Raw genomic sequence first — 19,111 nt, forward strand, 5'->3', positions numbered from 1 at the left:
CGGGCCCCCATCCAGGCACAACCGGACACAGAGAGGTCTCTGGCCGTGTCGCTCGTCTCCGTCTTCTTCTCCGAGGTCCTCGGCACCGGGCTGCTGCTCCTGCTGGGCATCGGCGTCGTCGCCAACGTCCTGCTCCGCGACAGCAAGGGCCGCGGCGCGGACTGGCTGCTCATCAGCTTCGGCTGGGGGCTGGCGGTCTTCGTCGGCGTCTACGCCGCCTACCGCAGCGGCGCCCACCTCAACCCGGCGGTGACCGTGGGCCTGTGGGCCTCCGGTGCCGACGAGTACGCCCCCGACGTGCCCATCACGTTCGGGAGCACGCTGGTCTACTTCGCCGGTGAGTTCGTCGGCGCCTTCCTCGGCGCGGTCGTGGCGTGGCTGGCCTACCGCAACCACTACGACGCCCACGAGGACCCCGGCGAGGTGCTCGCCACCTTCAGCACCGGCCCGGCGATCCGCAACCCCGTGTGGAACACCGTCACCGAGGTCATCGGCACCTTCGTGCTCGTGTACGTGGTGCTGGCGCTCGGCAACACCCCCACCATGATCGGCCCGCTGGGCGTCGCCCTGCTCGTCGTGTCCATCGGCGCCTCGCTCGGTGGCCCTACCGGCTACGCCATCAACCCCGCCCGCGACCTCGGTCCCCGGATCGCCCACGCCGTCCTGCCGATCCGCGGCAAGGGCGGCAGCGACTGGGGCTACTCGTGGGTCCCGGTCGTGGGCCCGCTCGTCGGCGCGGTCCTGGCCGGCCTGCTCGCCCGGGTCTTCTGACCGCTCCACCCCCGTTGCAACGACGCACCAGGAGGAAGCAGTGACCACCTACATCGCCGCCATCGACCAGGGCACCACCAGCACCCGCTGCATGGTCTTCGACCACGCGGGCGCCGTGGTGGCCGTCGCCCAGAAGGAGCACCGCCAGATCTTCCCGCGGGCCGGGTGGGTCGAGCACGACGCGCAGGAGATCTGGGCCAACGTCCGCGAGGTCGTCGGCCAGGCGCTGGCCCGCGCCGACCTCGTCGGCACCGACCTCGCCGCCGTCGGGCTGACCAACCAGCGCGAGACCACGGTCGTCTGGGACAAGGGCACCGGGGAGCCGGTGTACAACGCCATCGTCTGGCAGGACACCCGCACCGACCGGATCGTCACCGAGCTCGGCGAGCTCGGCGGGGGAGCCGAGCGCTACAAGGAGAAGGTCGGCCTGCCGCTGGCCACCTACTTCGCCGGCCCCAAGGTGACCTGGATCCTCGACAACGTCGAGGGCGCCCGCGAGCGCGCCGAGCGCGGCGAGCTGCTCATGGGCACCATCGACAGCTGGCTGCTGTGGAACATGACCGGCGGCACCGACGGCGGGCAGCACCTCACCGACGTCAGCAACGCCTCCCGCACCATGCTCATGGACTACAAGACGCTGGCGTGGGACGAGTCGATCGCCGCGGACATGCGCATCCCCGTGTCGATGCTGCCGGAGATCCGGTCCAACTCCGAGGTCTACGGCGAGGGCCGCAAGGCCGGTGCGCTGGCCGGCGTCAAGATCGCCGGCTCCCTCGGGGACCAGCAGGCGGCCACCTTCGGGCAGGTCTGCTTCTCGCCGGGCATGGCCAAGAACACCTACGGCACCGGCAACTTCCTGCTGCTCAACACGGGCGAGGAGGCGGTGTCGTCGAAGAACGGCCTGCTGACGACGGTCTGCTACAAGATCGGCGACCGCAAGCCGGTGTACGCGCTCGAGGGCTCGATCGCCGTCACCGGCTCGCTGGTGCAGTGGGTGCGCGACAACCTGCGGCTCATCGGCGGGGCGCCGGAGATCGAGGCGGTGGCCCGCTCGGTCGACGACAACGGCGGCGCCTACTTCGTGCCGGCCTTCTCCGGCCTGTTCGCCCCGCACTGGCGCTCCGACGCCCGCGGCGCGCTGGTCGGGCTGACCCGCTACGTCAACCGCGGGCACCTGGCCCGGGCGGTGCTGGAGGCCACGGCCTACCAGACCCGCGAGGTCGTCGAGGCCATGAACGCCGACTCCGGCGTCGACCTCACCGAGCTGCGCGTCGACGGCGGCATGGTGGTCAACGAGCTGCTCATGCAGTTCCAGGCCGACATCCTCGGCGTCGACGTCGTCCGGCCGAAGATCGCCGAGACGACCGCCCTGGGCGCGGCCTACGCCGCGGGCCTGGCGGTCGGGTTCTGGGCCGACGAGGACGAGCTCACCGCACAGTGGGCCGAGGACAAGCGGTGGAGCCCGGCCATGGACGCCGGCGTCCGCGACCGCTACTACCGCAAGTGGACGAAGGCGGTCCAGCGCACCCTCGACTGGGTCGACGACGACGACGACCAGTAGTCCCGGCCGGACCGTTCCGCGGGCGCCGTCCCCAGGGAGGGGCGGCGTCCGCGGGCGTCCGCGGGCCCTCTGACTACCCTCGGTGCCGTGCTCGCCTGGCCCGCTCCGCTGCTCCCGACGCTCCCGGGGCCCGGCCCCGTCCTGCGGCTGTTCGACACCGCGCGCGGGGAGGTCGTGGCCACCGAGCCGGGGCGGGTGGCGCGGATGTACGTCTGCGGCATCACGCCCTACGACGCCACCCACCTCGGGCACGCGGCCACCTACCTCGCCTTCGACCTGGTCAACCGGGTGTGGCGGGACGCCGGGCACGCCGTCCACTACGTGCAGAACGTCACCGACATCGACGACCCGCTGCTCGAGCGCGCCGAGCGCGACGGCGAGGACTGGATCGTCCTCGGCATGCGCGAGACCGCGCTGTTCCGGGAGGACATGACCGCGCTGCGGGTGCTGCCGCCCGAGGACTACGTCGGCGCGGTCGCGGCCATCCCGGCGATCGTCGCCCGGGTGGAGACCCTCCTCGACGAGGGCCTGGCCTACGTCCTCGACGACGGCACCGGCGACGTCTACCACGACGTGTCGCAGGCGCCCGGCTTCGGCGAGGAGTCCGGGTACGACCCGGCGACCATGCTCGCGCTGTCGGCCGAGCGCGGCGGCGACCCCGACCGGCCCGGCAAGCGCAACCGGCTCGACCCGCTGCTGTGGCGCGGCCGCCGCGAGGGCGAGCCGTCCTGGCCCGGCCCGCGCGGCATCGACGGCCGGCCCGGCTGGCACATCGAGTGCGCCACCATCGCGCTCGACACCATCGGCATGGGCTTCGACGTCCAGGGCGGCGGCAGCGACCTGGTCTTCCCGCACCACGAGTACTCCGCCGTCCACGCCGAGGCGCTCGCGGGCACCAAGCCGTTCGCCCGGGCCTACGTGCACGCCGCGATGATCGGTCTGCACGGCGAGAAGATGAGCAAGAGCCGGGGCAACCTGGTCTTCGTCTCCAAGCTGCGCGGCGAGGGCGTCGACCCGATGGCCGTCCGCCTGGCGCTGCTGTCCGGGCACTACCGCACCGACCGCGCCTGGACGCCGGACCTGCTGTCGGCGGCGGAGGGGCGGCTGGCCACCTGGCGCCGCGCGGCCGCGCTCCCCGCCGGCGCCCCCGCCGCACCCGTCCTCGCCGGGCTGCGCGAGCGGCTGGCCGACGATCTCGACAGCCCCGGCGCGATCGCCGCCGTCGACGCCTGGGCGGCGGCCACGCTCTCCGGGGACGGCGAGACCGAGGAGGGGGCGCCGGCCATGGTGGCCGACGCCGTCGACGCGCTGCTCGGCGTGCAGTTACAGGAGGGCTGAGTGCCCGGCGGGTTCAGCCCTACCGACCGCCTCGCCCGTGAGGCGGAGGAGTCCGGGCTCGCCCCGGCCGCGACGCGCTCGGCGGCCACCCGCGGCCGCGCCGTCGCCGAGCCGGAGGACCGGCTGCGCACCGCCTTCGAGCGCGACCGCGACCGGATCCTGCACGCCAAGGCATTCCGCCGGCTCAAGCACAAGACGCAGGTCTTCCTCAACCCCGACGGCGACCACTTCGTCACCCGGCTCACGCACACGCTGCAGGTCACCCAGGTCGCCCGCGCCATCGCCCGCGCCCTCGGGCTCAACGAGACGCTGGCGGAGGCGATCGCGCTGGGCCACGACGTCGGCCACTCGCCGTTCGGGCACATCGGCGAGGACGCCTTCGACCCCTACGTCCCCGGCGGCTGGCACCACGCCGCGCAGGGCGTGCGGATCGTCGAGGTGCTGGAGCACCTGAACCTGACCTGGGAGGTGCGCGACGGCATCCGCGCGCACAGCTGGAAGATCTCCCCGCCGCCGGCCACGCGGGAGGGGGAGTGCGTGCGCTACGCCGACCGGATCGCCTACCTCTCCCACGACGCGCTCGACGCCGTCCGCGCGGGCGTGCTGCAGCCCGGCGACCTGCCCGCGGCCGCGCGGGTCGTGTTCGGCGAGCCCGGCAGTGCGATGGTCGGGGCGATGGTCGACGCCGTCGTGGAGGGCGCGCTGGCCGACGGGGGAGCGGTGGTCATGGCACCCGGCCCGCTGGCGGCGATGCAGGAGCTGCGGGCGTTCATGTTCGAGCGGGTCTACCTGTCCGAGACCGCCGCCGGGCAGAAGCAGCTCGCCGTCGACGTCATCCGCCGGCTGGTCGACCACCACCTCGCCCACCCGGAGCTCATCCCGGCGACCTACCGCGACACCGAGGCCGACCTGGTCACCCAGGTCGTCGACCACGTCTCGGGGATGACCGACCGGTTCGCGCTGCGCACCCACGACCGGCTCTTCGACGACGACGCCGCCGCGCGCATGGCCCCGCTGCTGCGTCGCTGAGCAGGACGGTCGTCGAGGTCGTTCCCCTCGTGCGCGCGGCACCGGCGACGCAGCGCGCCGCGCACGTCCGGGCACCGGCCGGTCCGCCTGACACGGGCGCGGTGCCGGCGTCCGGTCCGGTCCGGTCCTGGGGTGTTCTCCACCTCCCGGGCTCCGGCAGGACCCCGGACGGACGAGGAACACCCCAGGAGCGGCCGGCCACGACCGTTATCCCCAGCAGACCGCCGACCCACGAGGACCCCCGGCACGGGCGGGCGGCGACGGGGGAGCGGGACGGTCAGGTCAGTTGCTGCCGCCGCGGCGGCGCAGGTACCGCTCGAACTCGCGGGCGATCTGGTCGCCGTTGGCCTGGGAGAGGTCGGTCTCGGTGGCGCGCTCCTCCAGCGAGCGCACGTACTCCACGACCTCGGCGTCCTCCTGGGCCATCTCGTCGACGGTCTTGACCCACTCGTCGGCCTGCGCCGGCAGCGCGCCCAGGGGCACCGGCAGCTCCAGCACCTCCTCGACCCGCTGCAGCAGCGCCACGGTGGCGCGCGGGGACGGCGGCTGGGACACGTAGTGCGGCACGGCGGCCCAGAAGCTCACCGCGGGCAGCCCCTCCTGCACGCAGGCGTCCTGGAACACGCCGAGGATGCCGGTGGGGCCCTCGTAGCGGGAGGTCTCCAGGCCGTAGGCGCGGGCGGACTCCTGGTCGTAGGCCGACCCGCTCACCGGGGTGGGCCGGGTGTGCGGGGTGTCGGCCAGCAGCGCGCCGAGGGCCACGACGGTCTGCACCTCGAGCTCCTGGCACAGCTCGATCAGCTCGGCGCAGAAGCCCCGCCAGCGCATGTTCGGCTCGATGCCGCGGATGAGCACGACGTCGCGGTCGCTGCCGGGCGGGCGGGCCACCGACACCCGCGTCGTGGGCCACTCGATGCGCCGGCTGACGCCCTCGACGAGGGACACGGTGGGGCGGTTGACCTGGAAGTCGTAGTAGTCCTCGGGGTCCAGCGCGGCCAGGGGAGTGGCGTCCCAGATGAGCTCCAGGTGCTCCAGCGCCCCGGTCGCGGCGTCCCCGGCGTCGTTCCAGCCCTCGAAGGCGACCACCGCCACCGGCTGGTTCAGCTGGGGCAGGTCCTCTGGAGCGGACTTCGGGTCGATCACCCCTGCGAGCCTACGTCGGTCGCGGGGCTGCGCCGGGCGGCGAGGGTGGGAGGATGGCACGGGCGCCGACGGCGCCCCCGGAATCCGCAGGGACCGGCGGCTGCTGCACAGCCGGGTGGACCGCCGCCCCCGACACCGAGGACGCCCGTGACCGACGCCCCGCAGCTCCGCCCCGACGCCACCGCGGAGCTCACCGCCCTGCTCGAGCAGCGGATCCTCGTGCTCGACGGCGCGATGGGGACGGCCATCCAGCGCGACCGGCCCAGCGAGGCCGGGTACCGCGGCGAGCGGTTCGCCGACTGGCCCACCGACCTGCAGGGCAACAACGACCTGCTCGTCCTCACCCGGCCGGAGATCATCGCGGGCATCCACCGCGAGTACCTCGAGGCCGGCGCCGACGTCATCGAGACCAACACCTTCAACGCGACGGCGATCTCGCTGGCCGACTACGGCATGTCCGATCTGGCGCGCGAGATCAACGAGACCGCGGCGCGGCTGGCCCGCCGCGAGGCCGACGCGATGACCGCCCGCACGCCCGGCCGGCCCCGGTACGTCGCCGGCGCGATGGGGCCGACGAGCCGGACGGCGTCCATCTCGCCCGACGTCAACGACCCGGGCGCCCGCAACGTCACCTTCCCCGAGCTGGTCGGGGCCTACCGGGAGCAGGCCGAGGGCCTCGTCGACGGCGGCGCCGACGTCCTCCTGGTCGAGACGATCTTCGACACGCTCAACGCCAAGGCCGCGATCGTGGCGCTGGAGGCGCTGTTCGACGACCGCGGCCGGCGCTGGCCGGTGATGATCTCGGGCACGATCACCGACGCGTCGGGCCGGACGCTGTCGGGGCAGACCACCGAGGCGTTCTGGAACTCCGTGCGGCACGTCCGGCCGCTGACCGTCGGCCTCAACTGCGCGCTGGGCGCCGAGGAGATGCGGCCCTACCTCGCCGAGCTCGCGCGGGTGGCCGACACGTTCGTCTCCTGCTACCCCAACGCCGGGCTGCCCAACGCCTTCGGCGAGTACGACGAGTCGCCGGAGGAGACCGCCACGGTGCTGCGGGGCTTCGCCGAGGACGGCTTCGTCAACGTCGTGGGCGGCTGCTGCGGCACCACCCCGGAGCACGTCGCCGCCATCGCCGGGGTGGTCGAGGGCCGGCCGCCGCGCACGCCCGCTACGGTGCGCCCGGCGCTGCGCCTGTCGGGCCTGGAGCCGCTGACCGTCGAGCAGGACAGCCTCTTCGTCAACGTCGGGGAGCGCACCAACATCACCGGCTCGGCGCGCTTCCGCCGGCTGATCCGCGACGGCGACTACGCCACCGCCCTGGCCGTGGCCCGCCAGCAGGTCGAGGCCGGCGCGCAGGTCATCGACGTCAACATGGACGAGGGCATGATCGACGGCGTCGCGGCGATGACCCGCTTCACCCGCCTGATCGCCACCGAGCCCGACATCTGCCGCGTCCCGGTCATGGTCGACTCCTCCAAGTGGGAGGTCATCGAGGCCGGCCTGCAGCAGCTGCAGGGCAAGTCGATCGTCAACTCGATCTCGCTGAAGAACGGCGAGGAGGAGTTCGTCCGGCACGCCGAGCTGTGCCGCCGCTACGGCGCGGCCGTCGTCGTCATGGCCTTCGACGAGGACGGGCAGGCCGACACCCTCGAGCGGCGGCAGCGGATCTGCCGCCGCGCCTACGACATCCTCACCGAGCAGGTCGGCTTCCCCGCCGAGGACGTGATCTTCGACCCCAACGTCTTCGCCGTCGCCACCGGCATCGAGGAGCACCACCGGTACGGCCTGGACTTCATCGACGCCACCCGCTGGATCAAGGAGAACCTGCCGCACGCGCTGGTCTCCGGCGGCGTGTCCAACGTGTCGTTCTCCTTCCGCGGCAACAACCCCGTCCGCGAGGCCATCCACGCGGTGTTCCTGTTCCACGCGATCGGCGCCGGCATGGACATGGGCATCGTCAACGCCGGCGCGCTCGAGGTGTACGAGGAGGTGCCGCGGGAACTGCGCGACCGCATCGAGGACGTCGTCCTCGCCCGCCGCCCCGACGCCACCGAGCGGCTGCTGGAGATCGCCGGCGACTACGCCGGCGACGGCGTGGCGAGGGAGGCGGCCACCGAGGAGTGGCGGTCGCTGCCGGTCGGCGAGCGGATCACCCACGCGCTGGTGAAGGGCATCGACGAGTTCGTCGAGGCCGACACCGAGGAGCTGCGCGCCGAGATCGCCGCACGCGGCGGCCGGCCGATCGAGGTCATCGAGGGCCCGCTGATGAGCGGGATGAACGTCGTCGGCGACCTCTTCGGCGCCGGGAAGATGTTCCTGCCGCAGGTGGTGAAGTCCGCGCGGGTGATGAAGAAGGCCGTCGCCTACCTCATCCCCTTCATCGAGGCGGAGAAGCAGCCCGGCGACGCCGAGCGCACCAACGGCCGCGTCGTCATGGCCACGGTGAAGGGCGACGTCCACGACATCGGCAAGAACATCGTCGGCGTCGTGCTGCAGTGCAACAACTACGACGTCGTCGACCTCGGCGTCATGGTGCCGGCGCAGAAGATCCTCGACACCGCCAAGGAGGTCGGCGCCGACGTCATCGGCCTGTCCGGGCTCATCACGCCGTCGCTGGACGAGATGGTCGGCCTGGCCAGTGAGATGGAGCGGCAGGGCTTCGACGTGCCGCTGCTCATCGGCGGGGCGACGACGTCGCGCGCGCACACCGCGGTGAAGGTCGCCCCGCGCTACCACGGCCCGGTGATCTGGGTGAAGGACGCGTCGCGGTCGGTGCCGGTCGTGGCCGCGCTGCTGTCGGACGAGCAGCGGCCCGGTCTGCTGTCGGCGACGTCCACGGAGTACGAGGCGCTGCGCGAGCGGCACGCCGCCCGCGAGGACACCCGCAAGCTCCTGCCGCTGGCCGCCGCCCGCGCCGCCGCGCCGTCGTTCGACTGGGCGTCCTACACCCCGCCGCGGCCGCGGATGCTCCTGCAGCAGACCCGCGACCTGTGCTCCGGACCCGGCTGCGACCACCGGCACGGCGAGGTCGGGCACACCCGCGTCCTGCGCGACTACCCGCTGGAGGAGCTGCGCGGCTACATCGACTGGCAGCCGTTCTTCACCGCGTGGGAGATGCGCGGCCGGTTCCCCGACATCCTGCACAACCCGGCCACCGGCGAGGCGGCGCGGCGGCTGTTCGAGGACGCGCAGGCGATGCTCGACCGGATCGTGGGGGAGCGCTGGCTGACCGCCAACGGCGTCTTCGGCCTGTTCCCCGCCGCGCGGGTCGACGGCGAGGACATCGAGGTCTACACCGACGACTCCCGCACGTCGGTGCGGGCGGTGCTGCACCAGCTCCGGCAGCAGACCGAGGGCCGCGACGGCGCACCCCGCAAGTCGCTCGCCGACCTCGTCGCGCCGCGCGAGACCGGTCTGCGCGACCACGTCGGCGCGTTCGCCGTCACCGCCGGTCTCGGCTCGGCCGAGCGGGTGACCGCGTTCAAGGCCGCCCACGACGACTACTCGGCGATCATGCTCGAGGCGCTGGCCGACCGGCTCGCCGAGGCGTTCGCCGAGCGGCTGCACGAGCGCGTGCGGAGGGAGTTCTGGGGCTACGCCGCCGACGAGCGGCTCGACGCCGACGGGCTCATCGCCGAGCGCTACCGCGGCATCCGCCCGGCCCCGGGCTACCCGGCATGCCCCGAGCACACCGAGAAGCAGACGATCTGGGACCTGCTCGACGTCGAGGCCGCCACCGGCCTGCAGCTCACCGAGTCGATGGCGATGTGGCCCGGCGCGGCGGTCAGCGGCCTGTACTTCTCCCACCCGGAGTCGCGCTACTTCAACCTGGGCCGGGTGGGCCGCGACCAGGTCGAGGACTACGCCCGGCGCAAGGGCTGGACGCTGCGCGAGGCCGAGCGCTGGCTGGCGCCCAACCTGGGCTACCGCACCGACGACGAGTAGAAGGACCCCCTCGCCCCCCACCCCTCGCTGACGCTCGGGGCGGGACCCTGCAAGGGGGCCGTTCCAGCACTGCGAGGGGCCGTTCCAGCACGTCACCTGGCCAGGAGGGCGACCGTCTGGCGGGCCATCTCGAGCTCTTCGTCGGTGGGGACGACGAGGACGGCGACCGGGCTGCCGTCGGCCGACACCCGCCGGGCGCCGCCGGCGCGGACGGCGTTGCGCTCGTCGTCGAGCCGGACGCCGAGCGGCTCCAGGCCGGCCAGTGACCGCGCCCGGACGACGGCGTCGTTCTCCCCGATGCCGCCGGTGAACGCGATCGCGTCGGTGCGCCCGAGCACCGCCATGAACGCCCCGACGTAGCGGCGCACCCGGTGGCAGAACACGTCGAGGGCGAGCACGGCGGCGTCGTCGCCGTCGGCGATGCGCCGGTGCACCTCGCGCAGGTCGTTGGTGCCGGCCAGCGCCAGCATGCCGCCGGCGCCGTTGAGCGCCCGGTCGACCTCCACCGGGCCCAGCCCCGCGACGCGGTGCAGGTGCGCGCCCAGCGCCGGGTCGACGTCGCCGGAGCGGGTGCCCATGACCAGGCCCTCCAGCGGCGTCATGCCCATCGAGGTGTCGACGCTGCGGCCGCCCGCGACGGCGGTGGCGCTCGCCCCGTTGCCCAGGTGCAGCACGACGGTGTTCGTCTCCTCCAGCGGCCGGCCGAGCAGCTCCGCGGCGCCGCGGGAGACGAAGGCGTGCGAGGTGCCGTGGAACCCGTAGCGCCGCACGCCGTGCTCGCGCGCCCACTCCCGGGGCACCGCGTAGGTCGAGGCCGCGGCCGGCAGCGTCGCGTGGAAGGCGGTGTCGAACACCGCCACGTGCGGCAGGTCGGGGAAGGCGCGCCGCGCCACGTCGATGCCGACGGCGTTGACCGGGTTGTGCAGCGGCGCCAGCGCCGCGAGCTCCCGGACGGCGCGGAGGACGTCGTCGTCGACCAGCACCGGCGCGGAGAAGCGGTCCCCGCCGTGCACCACCCGGTGGGCGACCGCGACCAGCCCGGCGTCGGCCAGCGCGGGGCCGGTGCGGTCGAAGGCCGCCAGCGCCGCCGTGAGCGCCGCCTCGTGGTCGGGCAGCGGCTGCTCGGCGACGTCGGGCTCGGCGCCCGCCCGGGCGTGGGTGAGCCGGCCCTCGGGCTGCCCGATCCGCTCGGCCAGCCCCCAGGCCAGCGCCTCGCCGGCGGCGACGTCGACCAGCCGGTACTTCAGCGAGGAGGACCCGCAGTTGACGACCAGCACCCGGCCGGTCACGACTGCGCCGTGTCCCGGGGCGCCGGGCCCTGCGCCTGGATCGCCGTGATGGCCACCGTGTTGACGATGTCCTGCACGGTCGCGCCGCGGGAGAGGTCGTTCACCGGCGCGCGCAGGCCCTGCAGCACCGGGCCGACCGCCACCGCGCCCGCGCTGCGCTGCACGGCCTTGTAGGTGTTGTTGCCGGTGTTGAGGTCGGGGAAGACGAACACCGTCGCCCGGCCGGCCACGTCGCTGCCGGGCAGCTTGGTGCGCGCCACCCCGGCGTCGACGGCGGCGTCGTACTGGATCGGCCCCTCCACCGACAGCTCCGGCGCCCGCCGGCGCACCAGCTCGGTCGCCGTCCGCACCCGGTCGACGTCCTCGCCGCTGCCCGACGCCCCGGTGGAGTAGGACAGCATCGCCACCCGCGGCTCGACGCCGAAGCGCGCCGCCGTCTGCGCGGAGGTGACCGCGATCTCGGCCAGCTGCTCGGCGTCGGGGTGCACGTTGACCGCGCAATCGCCGTAGACGAGCACCCGGTCGGCCAGGCACATGAAGAAGACGCTGGAGACGATCGAGACGCCGTCGACGGTCTTCACCAGCTCCAGCGCCGGGCGGATGGTCTGGGCCGTCGTGTGGGTCGCGCCGGACACCATCCCGTCGGCCAGGCCGAGCGCGACCATCAGCGTGCCGGCGTAGGAGACGTCGACGACGACGTCGCGGGCGGCGTCCATGGTGACCCCGCGGTGCGCCCGGCGGCGGGCGTACTCGACGGCCAGCCGCTCCCGCAGGTCGGGCTCGCAGGGGTCCAGCAGCCGGGCGGCGCCGACGTCGACGCCGGCGCGGGCGGCCGCGGCGCGCACCTCGGCGGCGTCGCCGAGCAGGGTCAGGTCGACCACGCCCCGCCGCAGCAGCCGCTCGGCGGCCCGCAGCACCCGCTCGTCGGTGCCCTCGGGGAGGACGACGTGCCGGCGGTCGGCGCGCGCCCGGTCCAGCAGCTCGTACTCGAACATCAGCGGCGTGGTCACCCGCGGCCGCGCCACGGCGGTGCGGTCGAGGAGCTCCGCGCCGTCGACGTGCTCCTCGACCAGTGCCAGCGCCACGTCGATCTTGCGCGGGGCGCCGGGCCGGATCCGGCCGGGCACCGACCCGGCGAGGGTCGCGGTGGCGTAGGTGTCGTGGTCGGTGAGCACCACAGGCACCGGCACCGGCATCCCGGCGAGCAGGCTGCGCACCGGCGGGGCCGGCTCCAGCCCCCCGGTGAGCACCAGCCCGGCGGGGGCCGGCAACCCGCCGGACAGGTGGGCGGCCAGCACGCCGAGGACGACGTCGGCGCGGTCGCCGGGGGTGATCACCACGACGTCGTCGACCAGCCGCTCGAGCAGGTTGGGGATGGTCATGGCCGCCACCAGGACGCCGGAGGTCTCCCGGCCCAGCGTCGCGTCGTCACCGGTGAGCACCCGGGCGTCGCAGGCGCGGGCCACCTCGGCCATCGTCGGGGCGGTGAGCACCGGGGCCTCGGGGAGCACGTACACCGGCGGGTCCCCGCCGCCGACCCGGTCGCGCACGGCCGGCAGCTGCCGGGGCGCCACCCCGTTGACCACGGCGGCGACCACCTCGGCGCCGGCGTCGCGCATCGCGTCCTGCGCCACCTCGACGGCGACAGCGACGGCCGCGGGGTCGCGGTCACGCCCGGAGACCACGCACAGCACCGGCAGCCCGAGGTTGGCCGCGATCCGGGCGTTGAGCGCCAGCTCCCGGGCGGCGCCGGCCTCGCTGAAGTCCGAGCCGACGACGAGCACCCGGTCGCACAGCGCCGCCAGCGCCCGGTAGCGCGCCACGATCTCCGACAGCGCGCGGTCCTCGTCGGCGAGCACGTCGGCGTAGGTGACGCCGACGCACGCGTCGGGGGAGAGGTCGCCGTGCGCGCGGGGGAGCAGCAGGTCGACCACCCCGTCGCCGTCGCCGCCCGCCTCGCCACCGGACACGACCGGCCGGAAGACCCCGAGCCGGCCCACCCGCCGGGCGAGCAGCTCGAACACGCCCAGGGCGATCGCGGACTTCCCCGTGGCCGGCTCGCAGCCGGTGACGTACAGCCCGTCCGACACCGCCCCACCTCCTGCCGCGACCCTAGGGCGCGGGCGGCGGTCCGGCCCGGGGAACGACGGTCAGCCCGAGCGCGGCGGCACCGCGATCCGGTACTGGGCGATCTTGCGGTAGAGGGTGGCGCGGCCGATGCCGAGCTCCTCGGCGACCTGGGTCATCGTGGTGCCGGGCTCGATCAGGCAGCGGACGATCTCGTCGCGCTCGAGCCGCTGCAGCCGCGACAGCGGGCGGGTGCCGCCGTCGAGCACCTCCGGCGCCAAGTGGTGGACGTCGACGACGTCGGCGCGGGTCACCGCCTCGCGGACCACCCGCCGCAGCTGCGCGACGTTGCCCGGCCAGCCGTAGCCGGTCAGCGCCCGGGTGGCGCGCGGGGTGAACGGCACGCTGCGGTGCCGCTCCTGCCGGGCCGACCAGGCCGCCAGGGGCAGCACGTCGTCGGCCCGGGCGCGCAGCGGGGGCGCCTCGACGACGGCGTCGGTGAGCCGGGCGAGGGGGTCGGGCAGTGCCGCGTAGTCGGGCGCGGTGAGCACGAACGGCTGCGACCGGCCGGTGCGCCGGACCGCCCCGAGCAGCTGGGCGAGCTCCCCGGCGGCCCAGGCGGGGAGGGTGTGCGTGCCGGAGACGATCACGCAGGTGTCGTCGTCGCGGAGCCCGGGGGTCCACAGGTCGAGCCACGCGGCCACGTCCGCGGTGTCGCCCGTCCCGGGTGCGCGCGCGTGCAACAACCGCCGGCGGCCGGGCAGCCGCCGCACGGCCAGCGCGGCCAGCGTCGCCTTCCCCGCGCCCGGCTCCCCGACGACGGTGGTGACCTCGCCCCCGCCGACCGCGCGGGCCGCGGCACCGACCGCCGCCCGCCAGGCCGCCGAGACGCACGGGTCGCCGTCGTCGGCCGCCGGGGAGCCGCCGACCACCCGGAACACCTCGCCACGCGGCGCCGACCGGGGCACCGCGCGACCGCCGCTGCGCAGCGCCATCAGCGCGCTGGTGGCGCTGGCTGCCGTCTGCGCCAGGCCCAGCAGCAGGTCGGAGGAGGAGTCCGACCACGTGGTCAGGTTGATGCTGCCGGCCAGTTCGCCGCTGACCGGCTCGAGCACCGGCGCCGCCGCGCACGTGTAGCCGCGCAGGTCGGTGCACCAGTGGTCGGCGGCCCGGACCAGCGACGGCGCCCGGTCGGCCAGCGACAGGCCCAGGCCGTTGGTGCCGGCGTTGCGCTCGCTGTAGGAGAAGCCCGGTGCCAGGTGCACCCGGTCCAGCGCCCGGTGGATGGAGGAGTCGCCGCCGAGCCGGGTCAGGACGAAGCCGGCGGGGTCGGCGACCATGAGGCTGACCGGCTCGGTGGCGATGGTCGACTGCAGGTCGGTGAGCACCCGGTGCGCGCACTCGTAGAGCAGCGAGCCGGTGTCGGGGGAGCCGGTGAACACCGGCACCACCTCGTCGGGCGGGACGCCGTAGACCTGGCTGCGGCGCCAGGACGCCCGCACCCGCCGGCCGGCCGGGGCGGCGTCGGGCAGCGGGCCCGGCGCGGTGGGCAGGTCGTCCGGGCGCGGCTCCACGGGCACCTCCGGCTGAGTGCGTCCCCCGCGGCTGCGCCGCCGCCTGGGGTGGCCTCCCTCCCGCGGAATGTACGCGGCGGCGGGGCCGCCGCGGCGTCTCAGAGTGAGACACCGCGGGGCTGGGCGCGGGCCACGCCCGCTCCTAGCGTCTGCCCCAGCGAGGTGATCCACCTCACACCGAGCCGACGGAGGCCGCGGGATGTACACCAAGGACGGCGAGCAGTACTACGTCGTGGACGCCCACATCGCCCTGTGGGACGCCCGCCCGGAGAACCAGCGCAACGTGCACGGCAGGCAGTTCATCGACTGCTTCTACGACTACCACCGCAACCTGTCCCCGGAGTCCGAGGTCTGGCCCTACGAGGAGTACCTCTACCAGGGCGGTGAGCGGCTGATGCGGGACGTGTTCGTCGACGGGATCGTCGACCACGCGGTCTTCCAGCCGGCGCGGCTGGCGGAGTTCTACCACCGCGGGTTCGGGCAGACCGAGGAGGCGTTCGCCCTCGCGCAGGCCCACCCCGACAAGCTGACCTACAACCACTACTGGGACCCGCGCGACGGCGAGAACGGCCTCGACGCCCTGCGCGCCGCCGCCGAGCGCATGCACCTCAAGGGCGTGAAGCTTTACACCGCCGACTGGCACGGGGAGTCCCGCGGCTGGAAGCTCACCGACCCGATGGCCCACCGCTACCTGGAGCTGTGCCAGGAGCTGGGCATCCGCAACATCCACGTGCACAAGGGGCCGACGATCCGGCCGCTGGACCGCGACGCCTTCGACGTCGCCGACGTCGACCACGTGGCCACCGACTTCACCGACCTGACGTTCGTGGTGGAGCACTGCGGGCTGCCGCGGCTGGAGGACTTCTGCTGGATCGCCACCCAGGAGCCCAACGTGGTCGCGGGCCTGGCGGTGGCCATCCCGTTCATCCACACCCGGCCGCGCTACTTCGCGCAGATCATGGGCGAGCTCGTCTACTGGCTGGGCGAGGACCGGATCCTGTTCTCCAGCGACTACGCGCTGTGGACGCCGAAGTGGCTGGTCGAGCGGTTCGTGGACTTCCAGATCCCCGAGGACATGACCGAGTACGCGCCGCTGTCCACCGAGGTGAAGAAGAAGGTGCTCGGCCTCAACGCCGCCCGCCTCTACGACCTCGACGTCCCCGGGCACCTGCGGCTGCCCGAGGCCGACGAGACCCAGACCGGCCCGCGGGAGCCGGCCGCGGCCGACCTGGCGGCCGTGTGATGACGGCGGTCCTCCCCGACCTGGCCGGGGCGGTGCGTGCGGCGCTCGGCACCGTCGTCGACCCCGAGCTCGACGAGCCGGTCACCGACCTCGGCTTCGTCCGCTCGGTCGCCGTCGACGGGGGAGCCGTGGAGGTGCACCTGCGGCTGCCCACCTCCTTCTGCGCGCCCAACTTCGCCTGGCTCATGGTGTCCGACGCCCACGACGCGGTCTCCGCCGTCCCGGGGGTGCAGCGGGTGGTGGTGGAGCTCGACGACCACTCCGACTCCGACCTGATCAACGCCGGCCTCGCCGCCGGGCTGGGCTACCGGGGCACCTTCGGGCACGAGGCGGAGGAGTCCCTGGACGAGCTGCGGGCGACCTTCGTCCGCAAGGCGCACACCGCGGCGATGGAGCGTGCGCTCACCGCCCTGCTGCGCGCCGACCCCTCCGCCGACGTCCGGGCGGTCACCCTCGGCGACCTCCCGGCCGACGACGCGGCGGCCCTGCGCCGCCGGCGGGCCGCCGTCGGCCTCCCGGTCGACGACGGCGCGCCCGTGCTCGTCCGCGACGACGGCAGCCGCCCGGGCCCGGACGACGCGGAGATGGTGCTGCGCCGCGCGCGGTCGGTGCGGATCTCCGTCGACGGCAACGCGCACTTCTGCCGCGGGCTGCTCACCACCCGCTACCCGGGGTCAGAGGCCGACCAGGCGCCCCGGCCCGACGACCGTCCCGTCCTGCCCCTGGAGGTCCTGTCATGAAGGCCGTCCGCGTGCACGAGTACCACGCCGACCCCAGGATCGACGACATCCCCGAACCGGAGCTGCGGGGTCCCCTCGACGTCATCGTCAGGATCGGCGGGGCCGGGGTCTGCCGGACCGACCTGCACATCCTCGAGGGCCAGTGGGCCGACCTGCAGGACCCCGACCTGCCCTACGTGATCGGGCACGAGAACGCCGGGTGGGTGCACGCGGTCGGGGAGGGCGTCACCAACGTCGCCGTCGGCGACACCGTGATCCTGCACCCGCAGCCCAGCTGCGGCCTGTGCATGCCGTGCCGCGCCGGCCGGGACATGCAGTGCGAGAACGCCTTCTTCCCCGGGCTGTCGAACGACGACGGCGGCATGGCCGAGTACCTGCGCACCACCGCCCGCGCCTGCGTCAAGCTCGACCCGTCGACCGACCCCGCCGACGTCGCCGCGCTCGCGGATGCGGGCATCACCGCCTACCACGCGGTGCGCAAGGCCCTGCCGCTGCTGCACCCGGGCACCACGGCGGTCGTGCAGGGCGCCGGCGGCCTCGGCCACATCGGCGTCCAGTGCCTGGCGGCGCTCTCGGGCGCGCGGGTGGTCGTCGTCGACCGCAACCCCGAGGCCCTGGAGCTCGCCCGCCGGATCGGCGCGGACGAGACCGTGGTCGCCGACGGGGACCAGGTGCAGGCGGTGCAGGAGCTGACCGGCGGGGGCGCCGACGTCGTCTTCGACTTCGTCGCCGAGCAGGGCGCGGAGATGGACGGCTGGCGCATGACCGGCCCGGCCGGCTCGCTCTACGTCATCGGCTACGGCGGCGAGCTGCGGATCCCGACGCTGGAGTTCGTCGCCGGGGAGAAGAACGTCGTCGGCAACATCGTCGGCACCTACACCGACCTGGCCGAGCTGATGGTGCTCGCGCAGGCCGGGAAGGTCACCCTGCACACCCAGCAGTACCCGCTGGACCGGGCCGTGGACGCGATCCGCGACCTCGACGCCGGGAAGGTCCGGGGGCGCGCGATCCTCGTGCCGTGACCGGCGGGTGAGGAGGCGCGGAGGCCGGTCGCCTCCGCGCCTCCTCGTCAGCGGGTCCGGTGCTCTCCGGTCGGTGGTGCCCCGTCAGTGGTGCCCGTCAGTGCTGCGGGGTCACCAGGGCCGGTGGTCGAACAGCCAGCAGAGGTCGACGAGTTCGGCGTCGATCTCGTCGAACTCCACCTCGAGGGGCTCACCGGTCTCGGCGTCCACGACGATCTCCACTTCCACGCTCTCCTCCGGCGCCGTGAAGTACGCCAGGTCGGGGATGCCGGCCTCCTCGAACGCCGCGATGTCCACCGCGCTGCCGGCGTAGGGGAAGAGCAGACTGGCGCCGTAGAGCACGTTCGTGATCCGGACCTCGTTCCCGACGGTCCGCTGCAGTTCGTACCCGGGTCCGCTGATGTCGAGTTCGTCGATCACGGCTCCGTCGCTCTCGCGCACCAGGTCCACGGTGGCGGCGCCCCGGAACTCGACGAGGACCTCCCCGGTCGCGAGCTCGGTGACGCGTTCCTCGACCTCGCGCACGTCCCCGGCGGTGATCGTCACGATCGATCCGCACGCCTCGGCCTGCACGACCTCGTCGTAGAAGGCGGGGTCGACCGGGACGAACTGTTCCGCGCCGGTCTCCTCCGCGTCCGGAGCGGGATGGTCGCCGGTGGCGAGTGCCGAACCCGCCGTCAGGCTGATGAGCAGGGTCGTCAGGGCGCCGATCGCCAAGCTGCGTCGCATGGGCGTGCTCCTCCGTGTGGGTCGGATGGTCCCCGGGCGGAGGGATGGTGGGTGCTCGCGCCACCAATCGGAAAGGAGTACCTGACGGTAACCTCGCATTTCCTCGGGATTCCTCGCGATCCGATCCCGCTGATCCCGCCTTCGGTGACAGAATGCATTTCACCGCATTCGTCGAGTTCCGTGGTGACGTCCCGACCGCGATCCGTGACTAGCTCGGCTGGCAGCAGGGGATCGGGTGCTCCTACCGCTCGACGTCCATCCGCTGCACCAGGTCGCCGTCGAACCGGTACACGTGCCGGACGGTCTCCCGCGACAGCACGGTGCCGGACGGGTCGCGGACGGTCATCGCCACGGTGACGGCGACCGCGCCGTCCGGGCGCTCCTCGACGGCGGTGGGCCGCAGCAGCGGGCGGATCTGCGCCCACTGCCGCTCCCAGTAGCCGCGGACGCCGTCGTGGCCGTGCACCCGGCCGCCCTCCCAGCCGTTGGGCCAGTCGACGTCCGGGGCCATGGCGGCCAGCACCGCGTCGAGGTCGCGTGCGGTGAACGCCTGGTAGAGGGCGCGCAGCCGCGCCTCACGATCGGGTGCGGTCACGGGGGTCCTCTCGCGACGGCGGCCGGGGCGACCGCCATCCTGGTGGCACCGTCCGACAGGAGGAA

14 protein-coding genes are annotated in these 19,111 nt (G+C 74.1%); 8 read left to right on the top strand and 6 right to left on the bottom strand.

Annotation, left to right across the window (positions count from 1 at the left end; genetic code table 11):
* Nucleotides 1-45 precede the first annotated feature (45 nt).
* From BM165_RS02345 to BM165_RS02360, 4 genes are all read left to right on the top strand, one after another.
* Nucleotides 46-771 carry an MIP/aquaporin family protein gene (locus BM165_RS02345; RefSeq protein WP_075011879.1) on the top strand — a complete coding sequence of 242 codons (726 nt, stop codon included), beginning with the start codon at nucleotides 46-48 and terminating at the stop codon, nucleotides 769-771.
* Nucleotides 772-811: 40 nt separating this feature from the next.
* The gene (gene glpK / locus BM165_RS02350; RefSeq protein ID WP_075011880.1) at nucleotides 812-2,332 is read left to right on the top strand and encodes a glycerol kinase GlpK; all 1,521 of its coding nucleotides are present in this window, start codon (nucleotides 812-814) and stop codon (nucleotides 2,330-2,332) included.
* A gap of 87 nt (nucleotides 2,333-2,419) precedes the next feature.
* On the top strand, nucleotides 2,420-3,670 hold the full coding sequence (gene mshC / locus BM165_RS02355; RefSeq protein WP_075011881.1) for a cysteine--1-D-myo-inosityl 2-amino-2-deoxy-alpha-D-glucopyranoside ligase: 1,251 nt from the start codon (nucleotides 2,420-2,422) through the stop codon (nucleotides 3,668-3,670).
* On the top strand, nucleotides 3,671-4,699 hold the full coding sequence (locus BM165_RS02360; RefSeq protein ID WP_075011882.1) for an HD domain-containing protein: 1,029 nt from the start codon (nucleotides 3,671-3,673) through the stop codon (nucleotides 4,697-4,699).
* Between the two features lie 282 nt (nucleotides 4,700-4,981).
* Here the strand turns inward: BM165_RS02360 and BM165_RS02365 are convergent, their stop codons facing one another.
* Entirely contained in the window at nucleotides 4,982-5,842 is an 861-nt protein-coding gene (locus BM165_RS02365; RefSeq protein ID WP_075011883.1) for a PAC2 family protein, read from the bottom strand.
* A gap of 147 nt (nucleotides 5,843-5,989) precedes the next feature.
* On the opposite strand from BM165_RS02365, the gene metH reads away from it, so the two are divergent.
* Complete coding sequence (metH, locus tag BM165_RS02370; RefSeq protein ID WP_075011884.1) at nucleotides 5,990-9,787, top strand: methionine synthase; 3,798 nt, start codon at nucleotides 5,990-5,992, stop codon at nucleotides 9,785-9,787.
* A 92-nt stretch (nucleotides 9,788-9,879) separates the two neighbouring features.
* Here the strand turns inward: metH and BM165_RS02375 are convergent, their stop codons facing one another.
* Genes BM165_RS02375 through BM165_RS02385 form a run of 3 tightly spaced genes read right to left on the bottom strand, consistent with a single transcriptional unit; the run spans nucleotide 9,880 to nucleotide 14,717 of the window.
* Nucleotides 9,880-11,076, bottom strand: a complete 1,197-nt coding sequence (locus tag BM165_RS02375) for an acetate/propionate family kinase (RefSeq protein ID WP_075011885.1) — start codon at nucleotides 11,074-11,076, stop codon at nucleotides 9,880-9,882.
* Nucleotides 11,073-13,166, bottom strand: a complete 2,094-nt coding sequence (pta, locus tag BM165_RS02380; protein ID WP_075011886.1) for a phosphate acetyltransferase — start codon at nucleotides 13,164-13,166, stop codon at nucleotides 11,073-11,075. The genes BM165_RS02375 and pta overlap by 4 nt, the downstream gene beginning before the upstream one ends.
* 60 nt (nucleotides 13,167-13,226) lie before the next feature.
* On the bottom strand, nucleotides 13,227-14,717 hold the full coding sequence (locus tag BM165_RS02385; RefSeq protein ID WP_208976605.1) for an AAA-type ATPase lid domain-containing protein: 1,491 nt from the start codon (nucleotides 14,715-14,717) through the stop codon (nucleotides 13,227-13,229).
* Nucleotides 14,718-14,916: 199 nt separating this feature from the next.
* Here BM165_RS02385 and BM165_RS02390 point away from each other — a divergent pair, with 199 nt between their 5' ends.
* The 3 genes from BM165_RS02390 to BM165_RS02400 are packed head-to-tail and all read left to right on the top strand — an operon-like array spanning nucleotide 14,917 to nucleotide 17,722.
* Complete coding sequence (locus BM165_RS02390) at nucleotides 14,917-15,960, top strand: amidohydrolase family protein (protein ID WP_075011887.1); 1,044 nt, start codon at nucleotides 14,917-14,919, stop codon at nucleotides 15,958-15,960.
* Entirely contained in the window at nucleotides 15,960-16,700 is a 741-nt protein-coding gene (locus tag BM165_RS02395; protein WP_075011888.1) for a metal-sulfur cluster assembly factor, read from the top strand. The genes BM165_RS02390 and BM165_RS02395 overlap by 1 nt, the downstream gene beginning before the upstream one ends.
* Entirely contained in the window at nucleotides 16,697-17,722 is a 1,026-nt protein-coding gene (locus BM165_RS02400; RefSeq protein ID WP_075011889.1) for an NAD(P)-dependent alcohol dehydrogenase, read from the top strand. The genes BM165_RS02395 and BM165_RS02400 overlap by 4 nt, the downstream gene beginning before the upstream one ends.
* 111 nt (nucleotides 17,723-17,833) lie before the next feature.
* Here the strand turns inward: BM165_RS02400 and BM165_RS02405 are convergent, their stop codons facing one another.
* Both BM165_RS02405 and BM165_RS02410 read right to left on the bottom strand, forming a co-directional pair.
* Nucleotides 17,834-18,451, bottom strand: coding sequence for a hypothetical protein (locus BM165_RS02405; RefSeq protein WP_075011890.1), 618 nt, complete (start codon nucleotides 18,449-18,451; stop codon nucleotides 17,834-17,836).
* Between the two features lie 241 nt (nucleotides 18,452-18,692).
* A complete protein-coding gene (locus BM165_RS02410; RefSeq protein ID WP_075011891.1) occupies nucleotides 18,693-19,046 on the bottom strand; it encodes a nuclear transport factor 2 family protein in 354 nt (117 codons plus the stop codon).
* Nucleotides 19,047-19,111 lie beyond the last annotated feature (65 nt).

Source organism: Geodermatophilus obscurus (assembly GCF_900115395.1).
Taxonomy (GTDB): Bacteria; Actinomycetota; Actinomycetes; order Mycobacteriales; family Geodermatophilaceae; genus Geodermatophilus; species Geodermatophilus obscurus_B.